The 21,817-nt window shown below is 64.4% G+C and carries 17 protein-coding genes; 11 read left to right on the top strand and 6 right to left on the bottom strand.

Going from position 1 to position 21,817, the window contains the following annotated elements; translation table 11 throughout:
* Positions 1–34: 34 nt before the first annotated feature.
* The 5 genes from KSS94_RS24555 to KSS94_RS24535 form a co-directional block, all read right to left on the bottom strand.
* A complete protein-coding gene (locus KSS94_RS24555; RefSeq protein ID WP_217840617.1) occupies positions 35–1,363 on the bottom strand; it encodes a TldD/PmbA family protein in 1,329 nt (442 codons plus the stop codon).
* Positions 1,363–2,805 (bottom strand): TldD/PmbA family protein, encoded by a 1,443-nt coding sequence (locus KSS94_RS24550; RefSeq protein WP_217840616.1) that lies wholly within the window; start codon positions 2,803–2,805, stop codon positions 1,363–1,365. Before KSS94_RS24550 ends, KSS94_RS24555 begins: the two co-directional genes overlap by 1 nt.
* A 30-nt stretch (positions 2,806–2,835) precedes the next feature.
* The gene (locus KSS94_RS24545) at positions 2,836–4,632 is read right to left on the bottom strand and encodes an acyl-CoA dehydrogenase (RefSeq protein WP_217840615.1); all 1,797 of its coding nucleotides are present in this window, start codon (positions 4,630–4,632) and stop codon (positions 2,836–2,838) included.
* A gap of 106 nt (positions 4,633–4,738) precedes the next feature.
* Entirely contained in the window at positions 4,739–5,341 is a 603-nt protein-coding gene (locus KSS94_RS24540) for a hypothetical protein (protein WP_217840614.1), read from the bottom strand.
* Positions 5,342–5,515 carry a hypothetical protein gene (locus tag KSS94_RS24535; protein WP_217840613.1) on the bottom strand — a complete coding sequence of 58 codons (174 nt, stop codon included), beginning with the start codon at positions 5,513–5,515 and terminating at the stop codon, positions 5,342–5,344.
* Between the two features lie 424 nt (positions 5,516–5,939).
* Here KSS94_RS24535 and KSS94_RS24530 point away from each other — a divergent pair, with 424 nt between their 5' ends.
* Both KSS94_RS24530 and KSS94_RS24525 read left to right on the top strand, forming a co-directional pair.
* Entirely contained in the window at positions 5,940–6,182 is a 243-nt protein-coding gene (locus KSS94_RS24530; RefSeq protein WP_217840612.1) for a hypothetical protein, read from the top strand.
* Positions 6,183–6,294: 112 nt separating this feature from the next.
* Positions 6,295–6,555, top strand: a complete 261-nt coding sequence (locus KSS94_RS24525; RefSeq protein ID WP_217840611.1) for a DUF3077 domain-containing protein — start codon at positions 6,295–6,297, stop codon at positions 6,553–6,555.
* Positions 6,556–6,696: 141 nt separating this feature from the next.
* Here KSS94_RS24525 and putA read toward each other — a convergent pair whose 3' ends face one another.
* A complete protein-coding gene (gene putA / locus KSS94_RS24520) occupies positions 6,697–10,650 on the bottom strand; it encodes a trifunctional transcriptional regulator/proline dehydrogenase/L-glutamate gamma-semialdehyde dehydrogenase (RefSeq protein ID WP_217840610.1) in 3,954 nt (1,317 codons plus the stop codon).
* A gap of 359 nt (positions 10,651–11,009) precedes the next feature.
* Here putA and putP point away from each other — a divergent pair, with 359 nt between their 5' ends.
* From putP to KSS94_RS24475, 9 genes are all read left to right on the top strand, one after another.
* Positions 11,010–12,485 carry a sodium/proline symporter PutP gene (gene putP / locus KSS94_RS24515; protein ID WP_217840609.1) on the top strand — a complete coding sequence of 492 codons (1,476 nt, stop codon included), beginning with the start codon at positions 11,010–11,012 and terminating at the stop codon, positions 12,483–12,485.
* Positions 12,486–12,626: 141 nt separating this feature from the next.
* Positions 12,627–13,463, top strand: coding sequence for a 23S rRNA (adenine(2030)-N(6))-methyltransferase RlmJ (locus KSS94_RS24510; RefSeq protein ID WP_217840608.1), 837 nt, complete (start codon positions 12,627–12,629; stop codon positions 13,461–13,463).
* A gap of 202 nt (positions 13,464–13,665) precedes the next feature.
* Positions 13,666–15,423 carry a carbamoyltransferase family protein gene (locus KSS94_RS24505; RefSeq protein ID WP_217840607.1) on the top strand — a complete coding sequence of 586 codons (1,758 nt, stop codon included), beginning with the start codon at positions 13,666–13,668 and terminating at the stop codon, positions 15,421–15,423.
* Positions 15,407–16,537 (top strand): glycosyltransferase, encoded by a 1,131-nt coding sequence (locus KSS94_RS24500; RefSeq protein ID WP_217840606.1) that lies wholly within the window; start codon positions 15,407–15,409, stop codon positions 16,535–16,537. The genes KSS94_RS24505 and KSS94_RS24500 overlap by 17 nt, the downstream gene beginning before the upstream one ends.
* Positions 16,537–17,433 carry an antimicrobial resistance protein Mig-14 gene (locus tag KSS94_RS24495; protein ID WP_217840605.1) on the top strand — a complete coding sequence of 299 codons (897 nt, stop codon included), beginning with the start codon at positions 16,537–16,539 and terminating at the stop codon, positions 17,431–17,433. The genes KSS94_RS24500 and KSS94_RS24495 overlap by 1 nt, the downstream gene beginning before the upstream one ends.
* Positions 17,430–18,830, top strand: a complete 1,401-nt coding sequence (locus KSS94_RS24490; protein WP_217840604.1) for a PIG-L family deacetylase — start codon at positions 17,430–17,432, stop codon at positions 18,828–18,830. The genes KSS94_RS24495 and KSS94_RS24490 overlap by 4 nt, the downstream gene beginning before the upstream one ends.
* A gap of 39 nt (positions 18,831–18,869) precedes the next feature.
* Positions 18,870–19,754 carry a DUF6625 family protein gene (locus KSS94_RS24485; RefSeq protein ID WP_217840603.1) on the top strand — a complete coding sequence of 295 codons (885 nt, stop codon included), beginning with the start codon at positions 18,870–18,872 and terminating at the stop codon, positions 19,752–19,754.
* Positions 19,751–20,905, top strand: a complete 1,155-nt coding sequence (locus KSS94_RS24480) for a glycosyltransferase (RefSeq protein WP_217840602.1) — start codon at positions 19,751–19,753, stop codon at positions 20,903–20,905. Before KSS94_RS24485 ends, KSS94_RS24480 begins: the two co-directional genes overlap by 4 nt.
* On the top strand, positions 20,902–21,786 hold the full coding sequence (locus tag KSS94_RS24475) for a glycosyltransferase (protein ID WP_217840601.1): 885 nt from the start codon (positions 20,902–20,904) through the stop codon (positions 21,784–21,786). Before KSS94_RS24480 ends, KSS94_RS24475 begins: the two co-directional genes overlap by 4 nt.
* Positions 21,787–21,817: the final 31 nt, after the last annotated feature.

Genomic DNA, 21,817 nt, shown 5'->3' with positions numbered 1-21,817 from the left:
GCCGGCTTGCCGGCGATTGGGCCAGGCCTGCCAATCACAAGGTCAGGGTCAACCCCTTTACCAGCGCCCCCGGCAGGTGGCTCGACCCGGTGCTGCGCTGCCCGTAGGTGCTGGTGGACAGGATCATCTCGCGCTCGCAGGTCAGCACCTCCAACTGGCTGCCCAGCAGGTTGTACAGGCTGTCATCGAAACGCATGGTGCTCACCGGCCCCTGGATCTGGCCGTTCTCCACCCAGAAGGTGGCGAAGCGGGTCAGGCCGGTCATGCGTGCCGCCGGCAGGTCGGAGTAGTTCAGGTACCACAGGTTGCTGATGTACAGGCCGGTGCCCAGGCGTTCGAGAATGTCCGCCGCGGGCAGGTCGCCCGGTGCCAGGCTCAGCGCGCAGGGGGCCTCGTAGCTGTCGGCGCCGTTGGCGGCCAGGGCGAACTCGGCGGCGCTGCGGGCGCTGACCAGCCGCTGCTGCGCCTGGCCTTCGGCGACCAGGTTCAGGTCGCGGCGCGGCGAGCCTTCATCGGAGAACGCCGGGCTTAGCGAGCCGCTGACTTGCTCGTCGAACGACACCAGTGGGCTCAACCGCGCATCGCCGTTGTACAGGCGCTGCAATGGGCTGTTGCCGGTGGCCAGGGCCTGGGCCGAAAAACCGCCCCAGCCGAGCATGCCGGCGATCTCGTCCATGGCTGCGGGCGCCAGGTAAGCGCGGTAGCTGCCGGGCTTGAGGGTGATGGCCGGGCGGCCCAGGTGCTGTAGCTGTTCACGGGCTTGGCGCAGGCGTGCGCTGAACGCCTCACCGCTCCAGGCCTGGCCTGCGTAGTTGGCTTTGACGGCCTGGCCGTTGGCGTGGAACAGGCTCCAGTCGAAGTTGAAACTGTTGGCCTGGTGCCAGCCGAAAGCCCCGAACGAGCTGGCAAAGCCCCGGCACACGGGGCCTGCGGCGTAGATGCCGACCAGGTCCAGGTCACCTGCCTCGCGTTCGACCAGGGCCAGTACTTCGTCCAGCTCGGGCAACGCCTGCTGTTGCAGGCTGTGGCTATGCCAGGCGCTCTCGTCCAGGCTCAGGTACGGGTCGAGCGGCAGCAGCGGCAAGGTCTGGCGCAGTTGCGCCAGCGCCGCGTGCAGGCGCTGGCGGTCGAGTTCGGCGTCCTCCCCCAGGGTGATCTGCTGCTCGGCCTGACGGCCGTCGCTGACCAGGCGCAACTGCACGCTGGCCTGGCTGACCAGCCCGGCCTGGCGCACCTTGGCGTGGTTCAGGCGCACGAACTGCGACTGCTCGGCGCTGTAGCCCAGGGTGAACTGCTCGCCCGGTTGAAGCGCTGTACGCAGGGCGTCGAGCAGCTCTTCGAAACGTTGTTGATAAGCGCTCATCAGGCGTCCCCTCCGAATACGTCGATCTGGCGGAACACGCAGGCCGGCGAGGCATGGCCGACCCGCACCACCTGGTTGGGTTCGCCCTTGCCGCAGTTGGGCGTGCCCAGCACCTGGAAGGTGCTGCGGTCGCCCACAGCCGACAGGTTGCGCCAGAAGTCGGCGGAGATGCCGCGGTAGTTGGGGTTTTTCACCACGCCCTTGAGCTCGCCGTTTTCGATCAGTTGGCCCCATTCGCAGCCGAACTGGAACTTGTTGCGTGCATCGTCAATCGACCAGGAGCGGTTGGTGCGCATCAGGATGCCGTGCTCGATGCCGCCGATCAGTTGTTCGAGCGGCTGGTCGCCCGGTTCGATGTTGAGGTTGGCCATGCGGTCGATGGGCGCGCGGTTCCAGCCGCAGGCGCGGCTGTTGGCCACCCCGTCCAGGCCCGAGCGCAGTTGCGACAGCGCACCGCCCAGTGGGCGCAGCAGGCGGCCTTCGCGGATCAAGTATTGCTTGCTGGCCGGGGTGCCGTCGTCGTCGAAGCTGTAGCTGGCCAGCTCTTCGTTGATGCCCGGGTCGAAGGTCACGTTGAGCAGGTTCGAGCCATATTGCAGGTGGCCGAAGTCGCTGGCTTTGACGAAGCTGGTGCCGGCGTAGTTGCGCTCGTCACCGAGAATGCGGTCCATCTCCAGCGGGTGGCCGATGGACTCGTGGATCTGCAGCATCATCTGGTCGGGCATCAGCAACAGGTCGCGCACGCCGCTGGGGGTGTTGGGCGCCAGCAGCAGTTGCAGGGCCTCGTCGGCCACACGGCGGGCAGCACCCACCAGGCCGCAGCGCTCGATCACCTCGAAGCCACCCTGCTGGCCGAAATTTTCCCGGCCCAGGGTGCGGCTTTGGCTGTCCTGGCCGTCGCTGGCGGTGACCCCCAGCCCCGGGAAGACGAAACGCTGGGCGTGGCGCAGCTCGGCGCCGGCGTTGTTCAGGTAGGTCTGCTCGACCTGGGTGATGCCCAGGCTGGCTTGCCAGTCCACCAGGCGGCTGTCCTTGGGCACGCTGGCCGATTCGGCAGCCAGCAGCGCCAGACAGTCGGCCAGGTTCGGCAGGGGCTGGTCGAGGTTGGGCGAAAGGTGGTCGTGGCGCTGGGTGGGGGCCGGCTGGCCGCTCAAGTCGAGCAGACTGTGGGGCTTGATGCGCCGGGCCAGGGTTTCGGCTTGCTCCAGCGCGCGCTGCAGGCCGGCTTGCGACAGGTCGGCGGTGGCCGCGTAGGCCTCGACGCCGTTCACCCGCACGCTGAGCATGGCGCCTTCGTCCTGGCTGAAGTGCGGCGGCTCGGCGACGTTGCGCCGAACCGACAGTGACTGGTGCGACTGCTTCACATGGCGAAGCGAGAACAGTTCGGCCGTGCTGCGCAGCGCGGCGAAGCGCTGGCGCAACAAGGCGCTGGAATCGAACATGCGGGAACCTCCGGTTGACGGTGGCTCCCCCTAGAACCACCCCTCTTGCATCTCCAGGCACGTGTCGTCGCGGGCCTCGAGCAATGCGAGGTCATTATGGCAGGGCGGTACTTCCCAGGTCAGGAAATAACGCGCCGCCTGCAGCTTGCCCAGGTAGAAGTCGCGGTCATGCCCCTTCAGCAGGCCGACCTCGGCATGGATGGCCTGCTCCAGCCAGCGCCAGCCGATCACGCAGTGGCCGAAGGATTTCAGGTACAGCGCCGAGTTGGCCAGGGCGCCGGCGACCTTGCCCTGGGCCAGGTCGCCGAGCAGGGCCAGGGTGACTGCTTGCAGGCGGTTGACCAGTTGCTCCAGCGGCTGGCGCAGCGGGTCGAGGTTGGGGTGGTGGCTGGCGCGCGCGCAGGTGCCGGCGATCAGGCGGATCAGTTGCTTGAGCCCGGCGCCGTTGTTCTGCGCAAGCTTGCGCCCCAGCAGGTCGAGGGACTGGATGCCCTCGGTGCCTTCGTGGATCGGGTTCAGGCGGTTATCGCGGTAGTACTGCTCCACCGGGTATTCGCGGGTGTAGCCGTGGCCGCCAAGAATCTGGATCGCCAGCTCGTTGGCCTTCAGGCAATACGCCGAGGGCCAGGACTTGACGATCGGGGTCAGCAGGTCGAGCAGTTGCTGGGCCTGGTTGCGGACGGTTTCGTCCGCGGCGGTGTGGGTGTCGTCGAACAGCCGGGCGGCGTACAGGCCCAGGTCGAAGGCGCCTTCCACGTAGGCTTTCTGTGCCAGCAGCATGCGCTTGACATCAGTGTGCTCGATGATCGGCACCGCCGGGCTGTGCGGGTCCTTGTTGTCCGGCAGGCGGCCCTGCGGGCGCTGGCGGGCGTACTCCAGCGAATACAGGTAGCCGGCGTAGCCAAGCATCACCGCGCCCATGCCCACGCCGATGCGCGCCTCGTTCATCATCTGGAACATGCAGGCCAGGCCCTGGTGCGGCTGGCCCACCAGGTAGCCCACGCACTGGCCGTTGTCGCCGAAGTTCAGCGCGGTGGAAGTGGTGCCACGCCAGCCCATCTTGTGGAACAGCCCGGCCAGCAGCACGTCGTTGCGTGGGCCCAGGCCGCCGTCTTCTGCAACCAGATACTTGGGCACGATGAACAACGAGATGCCCTTGACCCCTGCCGGGGCGCCCGGCAGCTTGGCCAGCACCATGTGCACGATGTTTTCCGAAAGCTCGTGGTCGCCGCCGGAGATGAAAATCTTGTTGCCCTTGAGCCGGTAGCTGCCGTCGCCGGCAGGTTCTGCGCGGGTGCGAATGTCGGCGAGCGAGGAGCCTGCGTGGGGTTCGGTGAGGGCCATGGTGCCGAAGTAGCGGCCTTCGATCATCGGTTGCAGGTACAGGCGCTTTTGCTCGTCGGTGCCGAAACTCTCGATCAGGTTGGCCGCGCCCATGGTCAGGAACGGGTAGGCCGTGGTGCCGGCGTTGGCCGCCTGAAAGTGGGCGAAGCAGGCTTGCGATACCACGCTAGGCAGCTGCATGCCACCCACTTCGAAGTCGCGGTTGGCGTTGAGAAAGCCTGCTTCGAGGAACGCATCGACTGCGGGTTTCACCTCCGGGATCAGCTCGGCGCGGCCGTCCACATAGCGCGGCTCGTGTTCATCGCCCTTGCGGTTGTGCGGGGCAAAGTACTTTTCGGCGATGGTGCGGGCGGTGGTGAGCGCTGCGTCGAAGGTCTCGCGGCTGTGCTCGGCGAAGCGCGGGCGCTGGGTCAGGGCTTCGGCGTCGAGCACTTCGTAGAGCTCGAAGGCCAGGTTGCGGGGGCTGAGCAGGGTCTCGGGCATGGTGGCGGGGTCCTTGGGCGGGCTTGGGGCGAGTCTAGGATTGGCCCGTTGGCGGTGGCTACCATGATTGATCCAGTTGATAAGGCGGCACAGTCCGGGGTAGTTGTCATCCCAGAAATGGTGTGCCGTCGGCCCCCAGTGGGCGGAAAAAACCTTTGATGCATCTGATGTCGCGTACGCAGAGTTGGATGTGTGTTTCCTGTCGGAAAGACGTGCCTGGATACAGCTCGGGTCCTTCCAGGAAGGGGGAGCGAATCGATTGATAGGGGGCTAGGGCAACAAGCGTTCGAGCCGAATGAAGTGACTGAAATACAGCACAGTCCAGATAACGTTTCAGGTTGTCGGGGTCGCCACGGAAACCGAGCCTGTTTTCAGGCAGCACATCCGTGTTTTGTGCCAGCAACTGGTAAGCGGCGCCCAGCTCCTGTAATGCTCCTTCGTCCGTAAGGTTCAGGCACAGGCCAAGGTCGATGATTGCGCCGATGACGTAGGGGCTCTTTATCGAACCTTGACCGCGTTTATAGGCTTTGAGGTGTTGGGCATAGCTGAGCGCGCGCTCGGGGCTGTTCTCCCAAAAATAGGCACCCTCTCCGAGCCAGTCATAGTCATTGACGCTTGGTGCTATCTGCTCGCCAGCAAGTATGGCTTCCCCGATCTGGCGATCACAGCCGTGAAAGCCTAGAACGAAGGAGGGAAGTTGCTGATACATCTACCGGTACGACTCCTTGAGCTCGCCCGTCGCAGTAAATACGCCAGTCATCTCTCTGAAGGCCCGAGCTTCGGTTGGGTTGCATGACAGAATTTGGGCAAGTTGGCGGATACGCTGAGCGGCTTCGACATGGGGGTTGTCGGCCTTGGGTTTGTTGAGCGTTTTCACGATCATGAGGCGCTCCATGAAAAGGTGCGATGGCGGTGGTTCGATCAAGTCTATAGCCGAGAAGGGTCTGTGTCAGGCTGGGGGCGCTGGATGGTTTGCCTCTTTTTGGTTGCCATTTATGTGTGATTTTTAAGCTTTTCCCTATTGCTTGTAGTCCATTTCCCAAACATGCTCCCAGCCCCTTTCAAGCCATTGCGGTGTGCCGGGTTGGCCCCTAGTCTCGGGCGGTCGTTGCGAAACAGCGACCGGCTTTGACAGGCCGCTCTGAACGAACCGCATGGCTTTGCCGTTTATGGCGGCTGTGCGTGGGGCACCTCGTGTGCGCCGGTTTTTGGTTCTGTTCACCGGTCTGTCAACCCATGTACAGCTGCCACCCTCTTGTTTGACAGCAGGCGGTGGTGGTCCTTATCTACTGAACAGGGCTATGACCATGCTGAAGATTGTCCCCGACCCACCCCTCCATTCCCATTCCCTCGAAGACACCTTGGTCCAGGCCTCGGAGTACGTCCTGTGCGCCCTGACCGTGGCCCATCAGGCCGTACTGCACAGACCTCGAACACCGGCCACGGTGCTGATGATGGCGTCCATGCACGAAATGGAGTCGCTGCAAGCGTTGCTTGAACTGGCGCTGGCTCAGGTACAGATGCCGCAGAAGGCCCGGGTGATGCACTAGGCCCAGTGGCCTCATCGCGGGGCAAGCCCGCTCCCACGTGTCGTGCGTGGGGGCGGGCTTGCCCCGCGATGAGGCCGGTTTTGGCAGCCAACACTTTCAGGGGGAACGAACAATGACCACCGAACACCAAACCACCGTTGGCAAGACCTGCTTCTACCAAGGCGAAGGCCACACCCAGCCGCTGTTCCGTATCGAACCCGGCATCCCGTGCCGGCAGGCCCGCGAGCAGGCCTCGGAACTGATGGGCTGCGTGCGCGACCTCACCCTCAGCGGCGTGATGGACGAGAACCCGCAACTGGTATGGGCCTCGCACTACCTCAGCGGGCTGGCCAAGGCGCTGATGGATGATGCCGAACTGGGGATGAAGGGCTGATGGCCCCATCGCCGGCAAGCCGGCTCCTACAGAGGACCGCGATTTCCTGTAGGAGCCGGCTTGCCGGCGATAGGGTCCGCCGAACAAACACCCATGAAAAAGGAGAGCCGAAGCTCTCCTTTTCATTTCACCCCATCACCATCAACCGATGGTCATCAAGCTGGCATTACCACCCGCCGCCGCGGTGTTCACACTCACCGCCCGCTCGATCACCAAACGCTCCAGGGCAATCTGGTAATCGCCGCTGGACAACCCGTTGACCCCGACGATAGCCCCGGCACGCGTGGCCACCTGCTCGCAGATGCCGCGCAGCTGGTCCGAGTCGCCGTGGTGGATGACCGCGTCGAACGCCACTTCATCCTTGCTCCAGTCGGCCACCAGCTTGACCTTGGCTTGCAGCTCTTTCGGCAGGCGACCGCGCAGGCTCTTGGCCGGCTCGCCGTCCTGGAACACCGCCGAGCTGCCCACCGCCAGCACCGCTGCCAACTGCGCCAGCAGGTCGGCTTCGTTGTCGGCCAGGCACAGCACGTGCTCGCGTGGCAGCACGGTGTAAGTGTTGCGCTCGCCGGTAGGCCCCGGCAGCACGCGGGTGATGCCGCTCTGGGTCTGCTCGGCGAACTGCGCGCACAGGGCGGCAAGCTCGGCTTGCTGGTTGCCTTCGGCCCAGCTCTTGAGCAGGGTCAGTGGCTTGAGCTGCTGGTCGCGCAGGGCGGTGTCCACCTTCGCGTCGGCGTCGGTGCGGGCGAAGTGGCGGGCGATGGCGTCGGCCGGGCGGGTCGACAGCAGGCGGTACAGGTACAGCGGGCCACCGGCTTTCGGGCCGGTGCCGGACAGGCCTTCACCACCGAACGGCTGCACGCCGACCACGGCACCGACGATGTTGCGGTTGACGTACATGTTGCCGGCGTTGACGTTGCCCACCACCTTGGCGATGGTCTCGTCGATGCGGGTGTGCACGCCCAGGGTCAAGCCGTAGCCGCTAGCGTTGATCTGCTCGATGAGCTGGTCGAGGTTCTTGCGGTTGTAGCGCACCACGTGCAGCACCGGGCCGAAGATCTCGCGCTGCAGTTCGTCGAAGCTTTCCAGCTCGATCAGGGTTGGCATCACGAAGGTGCCGCGCTTGACCTCGGCGCCATCGGCGATGGCCACCTGGTACACGCTGCGGCCTTTGTCGCGCATGCCTTGGATGTGCTTCTCGATACCAGCCTTGGCTTCGGCGTCGATCACCGGGCCGATGTCCACCGACAGGCGCTCGGGGTTGCCCAGGCGGCTTTCGGCCATGGCGCCCTTGAGCATTTCGATCACGCGGTCGGCGGAATCTTCCTGCAGGCACAGCACGCGCAGGGCCGAGCAACGCTGGCCGGCGCTGTCGAAGGCCGAGGACACCACATCGATGACAACCTGCTCGGTCAGCGCCGAGGAGTCGACGATCATGGCGTTCTGCCCGCCAGTCTCGGCGATCAGCGGAATCGGCCGGCCCTGGTTGTCCAGGCGCCCGGCGATGTTGCGTTGCAGCAGGCGGGCGACTTCGGTGGAGCCGGTGAACATCACGCCCTTGACCCGCTCGTCACCGACCAGGCCGGCACCGACGGTTTCACCGCGCCCTGGCAGCAATTGCAGCACGCCTTCCGGGATGCCGGCTTCGAGCAGCAGGCGCACGGCCTGGGCTGCGATCAGCGGGGTCTGTTCGGCTGGCTTGGCCAGCACCGGGTTGCCGGCGGCCAGGGCGGCAGCAACCTGGCCGGAGAAGATCGCCAGCGGGAAGTTCCACGGGCTGATGCACACCACCGGGCCCAGCGGGCGGCAGTTGTCGTTGCGCAGGTCGTTGCGCGCCTGCACCGCGTAGTAGCGCAAGAAGTCCACGGCCTCGCGCACTTCGGCGATGGCGTTGGCGTAGGTCTTGCCGGCTTCGCGCACCAGCAGGCCCATCAGCGGCTGGATCTCGGCCTCCATCAGGTCGGCGGCGCGCTCCAGGATGGCGGCGCGCTCGGCCGGCGGGGTGGCCTGCCAGATAGGGGCGGCGTTCACCGCGCACTGCACGGCGTTGCTGGCGTCGGCGACGCTGGCCTCTTGCACCTGGCCGACCACGTCGCGGTGGTCGGACGGGTTGAGTACCGGCGCTGCGGCTTGCTCGCTGGTGGCGCAGGCCAGCAGCGGGGCGGCCTTCCAGTCATTGTGGGCAGTGGCCAGCAGGGCGCAGGACAGCGACGCCAAGCGGTGTTCGTTGGCCATGTCGATGCCGGCCGAGTTGGCCCGCTCGCTGCCATACAGTTCACGCGGCATGGGGATGCGCGGGTGCGGCAGGCCGATGCCGCCTTCCTGGGTGGCCATGCGCTCGATGCTGGTGACCGGGTCGGCGACCAGTTCCTGGATGGAGATCGAGTGGTCGGCGATGCGGTTGACGAACGAGGTGTTGGCGCCGTTTTCCAGCAGGCGGCGTACCAGGTAGGCCAGCAGGGTTTCGTGGGTGCCGACCGGGGCGTACACGCGGCAAGGGCGGTTCAGCTTGCCTTCGGCGACCTTGCCCACCACCTGCTCGTACAGCGGCTCGCCCATGCCGTGCAGGCACTGGAACTCGTACTGGCCCGGGTAGTAGTTCTGCCCGGCGATGGTGTAGATGGCCGACAGGGTGTGGGCGTTGTGGGTGGCGAACTGCGGGTAGATGGCTTCCGGTACGGCCAGCAGCTTGCGCGCACAGGCTATATAGGAGACGTCGGTGTAGACCTTGCGGGTGTACACCGGGTAGCCCTCCAGGCCCTCGACCTGGGCGCGCTTGATCTCGCTGTCCCAGTAGGCGCCTTTGACCAGGCGGATCATCAGGCGGTGGCGGCTGCGCTTGGCCAGGTCGATGACGTAGTCGATCACGTACGGGCAGCGCTTCTGGTAGGCCTGGATGACGAAGCCGATGCCGTTCCAGCCGGCCAGCGACGGCTCGAAGCACAGGCGCTCGAGCAAATCCAGCGACAGCTCCAGGCGGTCGGCTTCTTCGGCGTCGATGTTCAGACCGATGTCGTACTGCTTGGCCAGTAGCGTGAGCGACAGCAGGCGTGGGTACAGCTCGCTCATCACCCGCTCGTACTGCGCGCGGCTGTAGCGCGGGTGCAGGGCCGAGAGCTTGATCGAGATACCCGGGCCTTCATAGATGCCGCGCCCGTGGGAGGCTTTGCCGATGGAGTGGATCGCCTGCTCGTAGGAGGCCAGGTACTTTTGCGCGTCGTGCTCGGTCAGCGCGGCTTCGCCGAGCATGTCGTAGCTGTAGCGGAAACCCTTGGACTCGAACTTGCTGGCGTTGGCCAGGGCCTCGGCGATGGTTTCGCCGGTGACGAACTGCTCGCCCATCAGGCGCATGGCCATGTCGACGCCCTTGCGGATCATCGGCTCGCCGCTCTTGCCGATGATGCGGGTAAGCGAGGAGGTCAGGCCGGACTCGTTGTGGGTGCTGACCAGCTTGCCGGTCAGCAGCAGGCCCCAGGTGGCGGCGTTGACGAACAGCGACGGGCTGTTGCCCAGGTGCGGCTGCCAGTTGCCGGTGCTGATCTTGTCGCGGATCAGTGCATCACGGGTGCCCTTGTCGGGGATGCGCAGCAGGGCTTCGGCCAGGCACATCAGCGCCACGCCTTCTTGCGAGGACAGCGAGAACTCCTGCAGCAGGCCTTGAACGATGCCGGCACGGCCACCGGCGCTCTTCTGATTGCGCAGTTTGTCGGCAAGCGTTGCGGCCAGCTTGTTGGTGGCCTCGGCCTGTGCGGCCGGCAGGCGCGCCTGCTCCAGCAGCATCGGCACCACTTCCTGCTCGGGGCGCCGGTACGCGGCGGTGATCGCCGAGCGCAGCACCGACTGCGGCAGGATGCTTTCGGCGAATTCCAGGAAGCATTGATGGGCGTGGTCGGTGGCTACCTCGCCGGCATCGTCGCCCAGCGCGGCTGCATGACCGTTGAGGTCGTTCAGGGTGGCACCACCCTCGAGCTTCTCGAGATAGTTGAAGATCGCTTGCTTGATCAACCAGTGCGGCGTGCGGTCGATGGACTGCGCAGCGGCCTTGAGTCGCTCACGGGTAGGGTCGTCGAGTTTGACCCCAAGGGTGGTCGTCGCCATTTCTTATCCTCATTATTGCCACGGGTGTGGCCTCAGCTGAGGGCAAGATTAGCCTGTAGGACATTTCGGGTGCAACCGGGTGCAACCCGATTTTTCTCGGGGAAAGGTGCAACTCGTCTGGCAGGCTCTGGGCTGCACGTCAAAGGCGCCTTGTTGGTGCGTTTTATTCTGAAAAACCTAACGTTTGCTCCGAAATGGAGCAAACAATCGGTATTTGTCGGAAGATCACCGAATGGTGCAACTGGCAAATGAAAAGTGGTTGCGCCTGGTTCGTGTTGTTGCATAGCATGCGCCGCCTGGGTGCAACCTCCGCCTCGCCGGTGGTCGCAAGAGATAAAAACAAACGCCAGGGCACACATATGGGCAACCCACTAACGATCACCTTCGTGGTCTACATCGCGGCAATGGTGCTGATCGGCTTCGCCGCCTATCGCTCCACCAAGAACCTTTCCGACTACATCCTTGGCGGTCGCAGCCTGGGCAGCGTTGTAACCGCGCTCTCCGCCGGCGCCTCCGACATGAGCGGCTGGCTGCTGATGGGCCTGCCGGGCGCGATCTACTTCGCCGGCCTTTCCGAGGCCTGGATCGCCATCGGCCTGACCGTCGGTGCCTACCTGAACTGGCTGTTCGTCGCCGGCCGCCTGCGCGTGCAGACCGAGCACAACGGTGACGCCCTGACCCTGCCGGACTACTTCGCCAGCCGCTTCGAAGACAATAGCGGCCTGCTGCGGATCATTTCGGCCATCGTCATTCTGGTGTTCTTCACCATCTACTGCGCCTCGGGCATCGTCGCCGGCGCCCGCCTGTTCGAAAGCACCTTCGGCATGTCCTACGAGACCGCGCTGTGGGCCGGTGCTGCCGCAACCATCGCCTACACCTTCATCGGCGGTTTCCTGGCAGTGAGCTGGACCGACACCGTGCAGGCCTCGCTGATGATCTTCGCGCTGATCCTGACCCCGGTGATCGTGCTGATTTCCACCGGCGGCTTCGACCAGACCTTCGCCGCCATCGAGGTGGTCAACCCGGCGCATTTCGACATGTTCAAGGGCGCTACCTTCATCGGCATCATCTCGCTGATGGGCTGGGGCCTGGGCTACTTCGGCCAGCCGCACATCCTGGCGCGCTTCATGGCCGCAGATTCGGTGAAGTCGATTGCCAACGCACGCCGCATCTCCATGGCCTGGATGATCCTGTGCCTGGCAGGTACCTGCGCCGTGGGCTTCTTCGGCATCGCCTACTTCTCGGCGCATCCTGAACAGGCGGGCCCGGTCACCGAGAACCACGAGCGGGTGTTCATCGAGCTGGCCAAGATCCTGTTCAACCCATGGATTGCCGGTGTGCTGCTGTCGGCCATTCTGGCGGCGGTGATGAGCACCCTGAGCTGCCAGCTGCTGGTGTGCTCCAGTGCCCTGACCGAGGACTTCTACAAGGCTTTCCTGCGCAAGAACGCTTCGCAGAAGGAGCTGGTGTGGGTCGGTCGCCTGATGGTGCTGGCCGTGGCGCTGATTGCCATTGCCATGGCCGCCAACCCGGAAAACCGCGTGCTGGGCCTGGTGGCCTACGCCTGGGCCGGCTTCGGCGCGGCCTTCGGCCCGGTGGTGCTGCTGTCGGTGCTGTGGAAGGGCATGACCCGCAACGGCGCCCTGGCCGGTATCGTGGTCGGTGCGCTGACGGTGATCTTCTGGAAGCAGCTGGGCACCGGCCTGTACGAAATCATTCCGGGCTTCCTGCTGGCGACCATCGCCATCGTGTGGGTGAGCAAGCAGGGCAAGGCGTCGAGCAGCATGGTTTCGCGCTTTGAAACGGCCGATGCGGCGTATCACGCCGACAAGTAACGCCTGCTCAATCGGCGTTGCCATCATCGCGGGGCAAGCCTGCTCCCACGTAGCAATGAGCTGCGTGGGGGCGGGCTTGCCCCGCGATGCTTTGTGCGGCTTGCAAGGCAAGGTAAACTTGCCGCCTTAGCAGGAGCCACCATGAACTATCGTCACGCCTTCCATGCCGGCAACCACGCCGACGTCCTCAAGCACATCGTGCTCACCCGCCTCATCGCCCTGATGTCGCGCAAGGAGCAGCCGTTCGCCTACATCGATACTCACGCAGGCCTTGGCCTTTATGACCTGCAGGGCGACCAGGCGACTCGCACCGGCGAGTATCTGGAGGGCGTAGCCCGCTTGTGGAACCGCGACGACCTGCCGCAAACCACAGCCGACTACCTGCGCATCATCAAGCGCCTGAACCCGGATGGCGAGCTGCGCTACTACCCGGGCTCGCCCGAGCTTGCCCGACGCCTGATGCGCCAGCAGGACCGCGCGCAGCTCAACGAGAAACACCCCGAAGACGGGGCGCTGCTCAAAGAGAACATGAAGAAGGACCCGCGCGTCACCGTGCACCTGGGTGAAGGCTGGCACATCGCCCGGGCCCTGCTGCCGGTGCAGGAAAAACGCGCGATCATGCTGATCGACCCGCCGTTCGAACAGGCCGATGAGCTCAAGCGCTGCTGTGTGGCCATGAAAGAGGCGATTGGTCGCATGCGCCAGACCGTCGCAGCCATCTGGTACCCGATCAAGGACCAGCGCTCGCTGACCCGCTTCTACCAGGACCTGACCAGCACCGGCGCGCCGAAGCTGCTGCGGGTGGAGCTGTACGTGCACCACCAGGACAGTCCGCAGGGCCTGAACGGTTCGGGCCTGGCCATCGCCAACCCGCCGTGGGGCCTTGAGGACGAGCTCAAGACCCTGCTGCCGTGGCTGGCGAAAGAGCTGGCACAGACTGCCGGCAGCTTCCGCATGGACTGGTTGATCGCCGAGTAATCCGTTTGCCTGTACCGGCCCTATCGCCGGCAAGCCGGCTCCTACAGTTTGACGCCAATCCTGTAGGAGCCGGCTTGCCGGCGATAGGGCCCGTACAGGTTGCCGCGTTGCGCCAATCTTTGCGTTATAATCCCGCCCCTTTAGCCGCCATCCGCCCGCATGGTCCGGTGGCGCACTCCTATCGATTTGAGAGGCTAGACCCTTGGCACTGACGATTCTTGGCCTGTCCGGCGCCCTTAGTCATGACCCTTCCGCGGCCCTGTACGTCGATGGCAAGCTGATTGCCGCCGCCGAAGAAGAGCGCTTCGTGCGTGACAAGCATGCGAAGAACCGCATGCCCTACGAGTCGGCGAAGTTCTGCCTGGAGCAGGCGGGCATCAAGCCGTCGGATGTCGATGTGGTGGCCATTCCGTTCGCCCCCATCAGCCTGTTCGGCAAGGCCCGCTGGCACTACGCCAAGCGCTACTGGTACGCCCCGGACCGCGCCCTCGACGCGCTGTTGATGGGCAACCGCCGCTACAAGCGCTACCGCAAGAAAATCGTCTGGTGCCTGGAACAACTGGGCTTCGACCCGAAGAAAATCAAGATCGAACCGGTCGAGCACCACCTGGCCCACGCGTCCAGCGCCTATCACTGCTCGGGTTTCAAAGAGAAAACCGCGATCCTGGGGATCGACGGTAAGGGCGAGTACGCCACGACTTTCTTTGGGTATGGCGAAAACGGCAAGATCCACAAGATCAAGGAATTCTTCGACCCGGACTCGCTGGGTGGCCTGTACGGCGCGATCACCGAGTTCCTCGGCTTCGAGATGCTCGATGGCGAGTTCAAGGTCATGGGCATGGCGCCGTACGGCGATGCCAGCAAGTACGATTTCTCGCGCCTGGCCAGCTTCGAAAACGGCGAACTGGTGATCAACACCGAGTACGCCAATGTCATCGGCCTGCGCCGCTATAAAGAGAAGGGCAAGGGCTTCTACTTCTCGCCCAAGCTGATCGAGTGGCTGGGCCCGAAACGTGAAGGCGACATCGCTGACGAGCCGTACATCCACTACGCGGCCAGCATGCAGGCGCTGTTCGAGAAGCTCGCCCTGCAGATGATCGACCACTACCTGGGCGACACGCTGAAAGAGACCGGCAAACTGGCCTTCGCCGGCGGCTGCGCGCTGAACGTCAAGCTGAACCAGAAAATCATCGCCCGCGACGACGTCAAAGAGCTGTTCGTCCAGCCGGCTTCCGGTGACGCCGGTACCGCAGTGGGCGCTGCGGCCTACGTGTCCCACGCCCGCGGTGTGCCGGTTGAGAAGATGGAGCACGTCTACCTCGGCCCTGCATACTCCAACGAGGACGTGATCGCCGCCTGCGCCCGCCACCCGAGCCAGCCTGTATGGCGCAAGCTCGAAAACATGCCCGAACAGATTGCCAAGATCATGGTCGACGGCAACCCGGTGGCCTGGTTCCAGGGCCGCATGGAGTTTGGCCCACGCGCGCTGGGTGGTCGTTCGATCATCGGTTGCCCAAGCGTCGAAGGCGTGGCCGACCGCATCAACCACCAGATCAAGTTCCGCGAGCGCTGGAGACCGTTCTGCCCGTCGATGCTCGACACCGTGGCGCCGCAGATGATCAAGATCGACCACCCGGCACCCTTCATGACCTTCACCTTCGAAGTGGCTGAAGAGTGGAAGGCCCGCGTGCCGGAAGTGGTCCACGAAGACGGTACCTCCCGCGCCCAGGTGCTCAAGCGTGAGTACAACCCGCGCTACTACGACATGATGAAGGCACTGGAAGTGCTCACCGGCAACGGTGTGTCGCTGAACACCTCGCTCAACCGCCGTGGCGAGCCGATGATCTGCTCGCCGACCGACGCATTGAACATGTTCTTCGGCTCGGACCTGCAGTACCTGATCATGGAAGACATCCTGGTGGTGAAGGACGGCGCTGAACCTTATGACCAACCGCTCTGAACCGCGCATCCTGCAGTTCTGCCATGGCTACGACGGGCCATTTCTCGATTGCGCCCGTCAGTATGCCAGCCTGTTCCAGGGCAGCGGCTACAAGGTCACCACGGTGTTTCTTACCGGGGCAGCCGACGCGCAGGTTGCGGCCGGCTGCGCCTCGGACGAAGTGCTGTTCATGGAGTTCAGCTCGGCCGCCGTGCGCGGCCTGAAGCTGGGCGCCATCGGCGCGCTGCGCAAGATCGCCGCGCAGCGTGATTTCAGCTTTTGCATCGCCCATCGCTTCAAACCGATCTACGTTGCCCTGCTGGCCACCAGCCTTCCGGTGATCGGCGTGCACCATGCCTTCGGCGATTACCAGCGCAAGGGGCGGCGGTTGTTCGCCAACCTGTTCCGCCAGCGTCTGAGCTTGCTCGGCGTGTCGGACGCGGTGCGCGACGACATGCGCCGTTGCTTGCCCCAGTGGCCGGCCGAACGCATCCAGACCCTGTACAACCGCATCGATGTCGAGGCGCTGCAGGCCAGCCTGGTGCCTCGCGACGAAGCGCGTCGTGCTCTGGGCCTGGGCAACGACGCCTGGGTGGTCGGCAATGTCGGCCGCCTGCACCCGGACAAGGACCAGGCCACCCTGCTGCGCGGCTTTGCCCAGGCGTTGCCGGGCCTGCCGGCCGGTGCGCGCCTGGCGATCCTTGGCAAGGGGCGGCTGGAGGGCAAGCTCAAGGCGTTGGCCGGCGAGCTGGGCATCGAGGGTCAGGTGGACTTCCTCGGCCAGGTGCCGGATGCCCGCCGTTACTTCCAGGCTTTTGACGTGTTCGCCCTGAGCTCCGACCACGAGCCGTTCGGCATGGTGCTGCTGGAGGCCATGGTCGCCGGTGTGCCGTTGCTGGCAACTGCCTGTGGCGGGGCCCGCGAAGTGGTCGAAGGGGTTGGCGTACTGTTCCCGCTGGGGGATGCCGGGCAACTGGCCCAGGGCCTGCAGCACATGGCCGGGCTCGATGCCGGCCAGCGCGCTGCTTGCGCACAGCACATGCTGCAGCGCCTGGGCGAGCGTTTCAGTGACCAGGCGGTGCGTGGCACCTTCTGGCAGTTGCCACACGTACGCGCGCTGGTCGCGGAGGCTTGATGCTCAACTACATCCAGGCCTGGCGCGAGCGCGGCTGGCAGGTCATTGATGCGCTGGCCTACCAGCAAGCTTGGCAGCGCTACGGCGGTAGCGTTGCCACCCACCCGCTGGTGGTCGAACAACTGGCCGGGCTGGCGCAGATTCCTGTGCGCTACCTGGGTTGGGTCGAAGGTGGTGAGTTGAAGGCCGCCGTGCCTGCCTGGGGTCGTCACCTGGCGCTGTCCAAGGATGTGCTCAAGCGCCAGGGCAAGAAAGGCCTGTTCGACCTCGGCAACGCCGAGATCATCTTGCCAGCTGCCGTTGATGCCGGCGCACCGCTGCGCCATGCAGGGCGCTACCTGTCCGAACTGAGCCAGGGCCGTTTCAGCGGCCTCAAGGCACAGGCCGAGCAGTTGGCCATGGCTCGCCCTCACGAAGACCTGTCGAAGAAGTTTCGCTACAACCAGCGCCGCGAGCTGCGCCTGCTGGAAGAGGCGGGCGGTGTGGTGCGGCCCATCGGTGAATTCACTGCGGCACAGATCGCCGCCATGTACTGCGACCTGTTCCAGCGCCGCTGGGGTTTCCCGGCGGTGGGGGCCGAACGCATGGCCGACGTGCTGGAGCGCCTGGGCCACCTGCTGATCGGCTCGGTGCTGTTGCTGGACGATGCGCCTATCGCGATTCAGCTGGTGTATCGGGTCGAGGCGCCGGAGTGGGTCAGCGTCGAGTACGTCAACGGTGGTGTCGACCCCGAGACCCGGGCATTCAGCCCCGGTAGTGTGCTCAGCTTCCTCAATACCCAGGCGGCCTGGGAACACGCCAACGCTTGCGGCAAGCCCCTGCGCTTTTCGTTCGGCCGCGCCGACCGTGAGTACAAGGAGCGCTGGTGCAACCCTGTGCAGGTGTTCCAGTCGTGAGCCGCAAGCAGCAGTTGCTCAAGCGCCATCGGCGCAACAAGCGCATCGGCCTGCTGACGGCGCTGGTGGCCCTGGTGCTGCTGGGCGTGCTCGCCTGGTGGTGGCTGCCCTTGCTGTTGCTGCCACTGTTGTGGGTGGCCCATGAGGCCTGGTTCGCCGACCATCTGTTCTACGGGGCGGACGAAGACTACGCCTATCGTTTCGAGCCAGGCTGCGAACAGCCGGGTGTGAGCCTGGCCGACGGCCTGCTCAAGCTGCCAGGCTTGCAACTGCGCGGCGACGAGACGCTGGTTTTGCAGGTTCAACTGCGCTGCGGCTGGCTGGGGCGTTTTCTCGACCCCGGGGTGCACCTGGGCTGCGCTGAAGGCGGCGACCTGCAAACCTTCGAGCGGGGTGTGCGCGGTAGCCGATTTCTCAACCTGAGTGGCCTGGCGCCAGCGCTGTGCGAAGGTCGCTTGACTGTGCGCGGGCGCTTCTGCCGGCTGCTCGGCCAGCCGCGGCTGTTCGTGTTGCGTCAGCCTGAGCTGCTGCGCAAACGGGTCATGGTCATCGCGCCCCACGCCGACGATGCCGAACTGGCTGCCTATGGCCTTTACAGTCAGGCCGATGAGGCTTGGATCGTGACCCTCACCGCAGGCGAGATCGAGGCAGAGCATTACCAGCAGATGGGTTTGGCGCCAATCGAAGCTGCGCGCCTGAAAGGCCGGCTGCGTGCCTGGGACAGCCTGGCGGTACCGCGCTGGGCCGGCGTGCCGCAGGAGCGCTGCGCGCAACTGGGGTACTTCTGCCTGCAGTTGCAGGCCATGCGTGAGTCCCCGGACCAGCCCGTCGCTTCCCGCGAGGCTGACCTGCTCGACACCCGCCCGTTCCGCGCCCTGAATACCTTGGCCTTGCCGGGCGATGATGGCGTGCCCAGCTGGAACAACCTGCTGGCCGACTTGCGCGCACTGCTGCTGATGGCGCGTCCGCAGGTGATCGTGATGCCCCACCCGAGCCTGGACCCGCACCCGGACCATGTCTGTGCCCGGCAGGCGGTGGTTGAAGCCTTGCAGGGGTTGGAATGGCAGCCCGAGCTGATGTTGGGTTACGCCAACCACCTGCATGACAACGATCGTTGGCCGATGGGCGAATCTGGCGCGGGAGTTGCTTTGCCTCCCATGCTCGACGACGCGTTGACATGGAGCCCCTGTAGCCTGTCGCTTGACGCGCGGTTACAACACGACAAGGCAATGGCGCTGGGTATGATGCATGATTTGCAACCGCAGCCGCCGTTCAAGCGCCGGCTGCGCAGGGTGATCCAGCGCTGCCTCGCCGGCCGCCGGGGCTCGCCTTACGGTGAGAACGAGTTCTTCCGCAAGGCGGTACGCCGCCACGAGTTGTTCTGGATACTGAAATAAGAAAACGATGTAAGGATACATCTGAACAGTGAGCTTCAATTGAAAACTTCGACTCCGCGAATTCTGTTCGTCATCCCTTATTTCGGGCAATGGCCGTTCTGGATGCCGTTCTTTCTGGAAAGCTGTCGCCGTAACCCCGACATCGACTGGTTGTTGTTCAGCGACTGTGGGGTGCCCGACGAGCTGCCGGCGAACGTGCGCATCGAGGCCATCAGCTACGCCGACTACTGCCGGCTGGTGTCCGAGCGCCTGGGCATCGACTTTGCGCCCGCGAACGCATACAAGCTGTGTGACCTCAAGCCGGCGCTGGGCTACATCCATGCAGATCGCCTCGACGGCTATGACTTCTGGGCCTTCGGCGACATCGATCTGGTCTATGGCAACTTGCGCGCCTATTTCACCGATGAGCGGCTGGCCAGCCGGGACTTCTTCTCCACCCACGAGCGCCGCGTGGCAGGCCACCTGTGCCTGATCCGCAACACGCCGTGCAAGCGCGAATTGTTCATGCGCATGAAGAACTGGCGCGAACGCCTTAGCGACGAAACCCATCATGCACTGGATGAAGGGGCGTTCAGCCGGCTGTTCCTGCGCCACAAGAACCTTCCGCGGCCACTGTTCCGGATGCTGGGCCAGCTCTATCCGCTGCGTCGACGCAGTGAGTTCCGCGAGGCGTTCAGTACCCCGAACGGGTGTATTGTCTGGCATGATGGCACATCGACATTCCCGCGGCGCTGGTACTGGCGCGAGGGTCGGCTGAGCAATGACCTGGATGGCAGTCGGGAATTTCCCTATTTCCACTTCGTTTGCTGGAAACGCAACGAATGGTCACAGTTGTCCAAGCCGGACCCGCACCAGGTGCGCCAGTTGGCCGCTTCATCGGCGTGGGTCATCAGTGACAGCGGGTTTCATCAGGAACAGGTATGACGCAGCGTTTCAAGGTCCTGCAGCTGCAGCCGGACTACAACATCAAGCAGCATGATTTCGCCGACCTGGCCGAGCAGATCTTCAAGGCCCTGCCGCCTGAGCGCTTCGAGACCACCATGGCCTTCCTCAAGGGCCGCCCGGGCCCGGGCGAGGCGGTGAGCCGGGCCGAACGCTCGGTGTACTTCGAGTTTTCCGACAAGGCCCTCAAAGGCATGCGCCTGAAGGCGTCCTGGCAGCTGTTCCAGTTCTGCCGGCGAGAAAAGTTCGATGTGGTCATTTGTAACCGCTTCAAACCGGTGAACATGCTGCTGCAACTCAATCGCTGGCTGAAGATCCCGCTGTGCATCGGTATCTCCCATGGTTTTGGCGAGTATGACCGGGTTTACCGGCGTCGCCAGGCGCAGCGCCTGATCGACCGGCGCTGGCAGTTCGTCGGGGTGTCGCCGGCGGTGAAGCAGTACCTGGTCGACCTGGGTTGCGGTTTTACCGAGGCCAACACTCATGGCATCACCAACGCCATCGATATCGAACAGGCCGAGGCGTTGCAACTGGGCCGCCAGCAAGCCCGGGAGCAACTTGGCTTGCCGCTTGACGCGCGATTGGTCGGTGCCCTTGGCCGGTTGGTGCCGATCAAGGGCCATAGCCACCTGATCGAGGCGTTTGCTGCCCTCAAGGATAAATACCCGGACGCCCATCTGGCGATCATCGGCGCTGGCCGTGAGCAGGCGAACCTGCAGGCGCAGATCGAACGCGCAGGCCTGGCCGGGCGCGCCCACCTGCTGGGTTTTCGTGAGAACGCCTTGCAGTACGTGCGAGCCTTCGATATCTGGACCATGCCGTCCTTGGCCGAAGGCCTGGGGCTGGCGCTACTCGAAGGCATGAGCGGCCACCTGCCGGTCATCGCCTCGAACGTGCCTGCCATGCTGCCGTTGATCGAAGGCGCCGGCGGGCTGGCGGTGCCGCCGGCCGACGTGGGCGCAATCAAAGACGCGCTGGACACCTACCTCGCCCTTGACGGGCAAGCCCTGCGCGCCAAAGGCGAGCAGGCCTATCAATACCTTACGCATCACCACGATATCGAAGAGTTCCGCCAGCGCTACCTGGCCCTGATCGAGTCTGGCTTGCAAGCTGCGCCGAAGGAGCTGTCATGAGTGCCCCCCAACCCTTGGTCACGGTGATCATCGCATCGTACAACCACGGGCCCTACATCGAGGAAAGCATCCTCAGTGTCGTCAACCAGACCTATCCCAACATCGAGCTGCTGGTGGTGGATGACGGTTCCAGCGACGATAGCGTCGAGCGTATCCAGCGCTTGCAGGCGCTGCACGGTTTCGATTTCCGCGTGCAGCAGAACATGGGCCTGACCCACACCCTCAACAGCGCCATCGCCCGTGCCCAGGGCAGCCTGATTGCACCGTTCGGCTCGGACGACATCATGATGCCGGACCGTATCGCGATTCAGGTCGAGTACATGGCCGACAAGCCCGAGGTGGGTATCTGCGCCGGCAATATCGAACTGATCGATTCGCAGGGGCAGCTGTTCCCCGAATCGCGTCAGCGTCGTGACGTGCCGTTCCGGCGGCTGGATTTCGACGACATGTTCCTTGAGCGCAAGCCTTACCCGCCAGCGCCGACCCTGCTGTTCCGCCGCGAGGCCCTGCAAAAGGTCGGCGGCTTCGACCCGGACATCCGCCTCGAAGACCTGCTGATCGAATTGAAGGTGACCCATGCCGGTTACTTCATCGACGGCCTGAGCGTGGTCATGGCGCGCTACCGCAAGCACGCCACCAACTCGTACAAGAACCACCGCTTCATGATCGACAACATACTGCGCAGCTACGCCTTGTTCAGCGATCATCCGCGTTATGAAGAGGTGAAGTACAAGGCGCTGAACTCGATGTTCCTCAAGACCGCCAATCGTGATCGGGCACTGGCCCGTGAACTGCTGGCGCAGATTCCGCTGAGTGCTTTCACCCGCAAGACCTGGCGTGGTCTTGGGCGCCTGTGGTTCTGCCCGCTGGAAAAGAACTGACGCCAAGCATCGAGCGGCGGCTACCCGAGCA

It is taken from the genome of Pseudomonas fakonensis (genome assembly GCF_019139895.1).
Classification (GTDB): Bacteria; Pseudomonadota; Gammaproteobacteria; order Pseudomonadales; family Pseudomonadaceae; genus Aquipseudomonas; species Aquipseudomonas fakonensis.
Note: the sequence above shows the minus strand (reverse complement) of the source record. Positions and strands in the feature narration are given on the sequence as shown.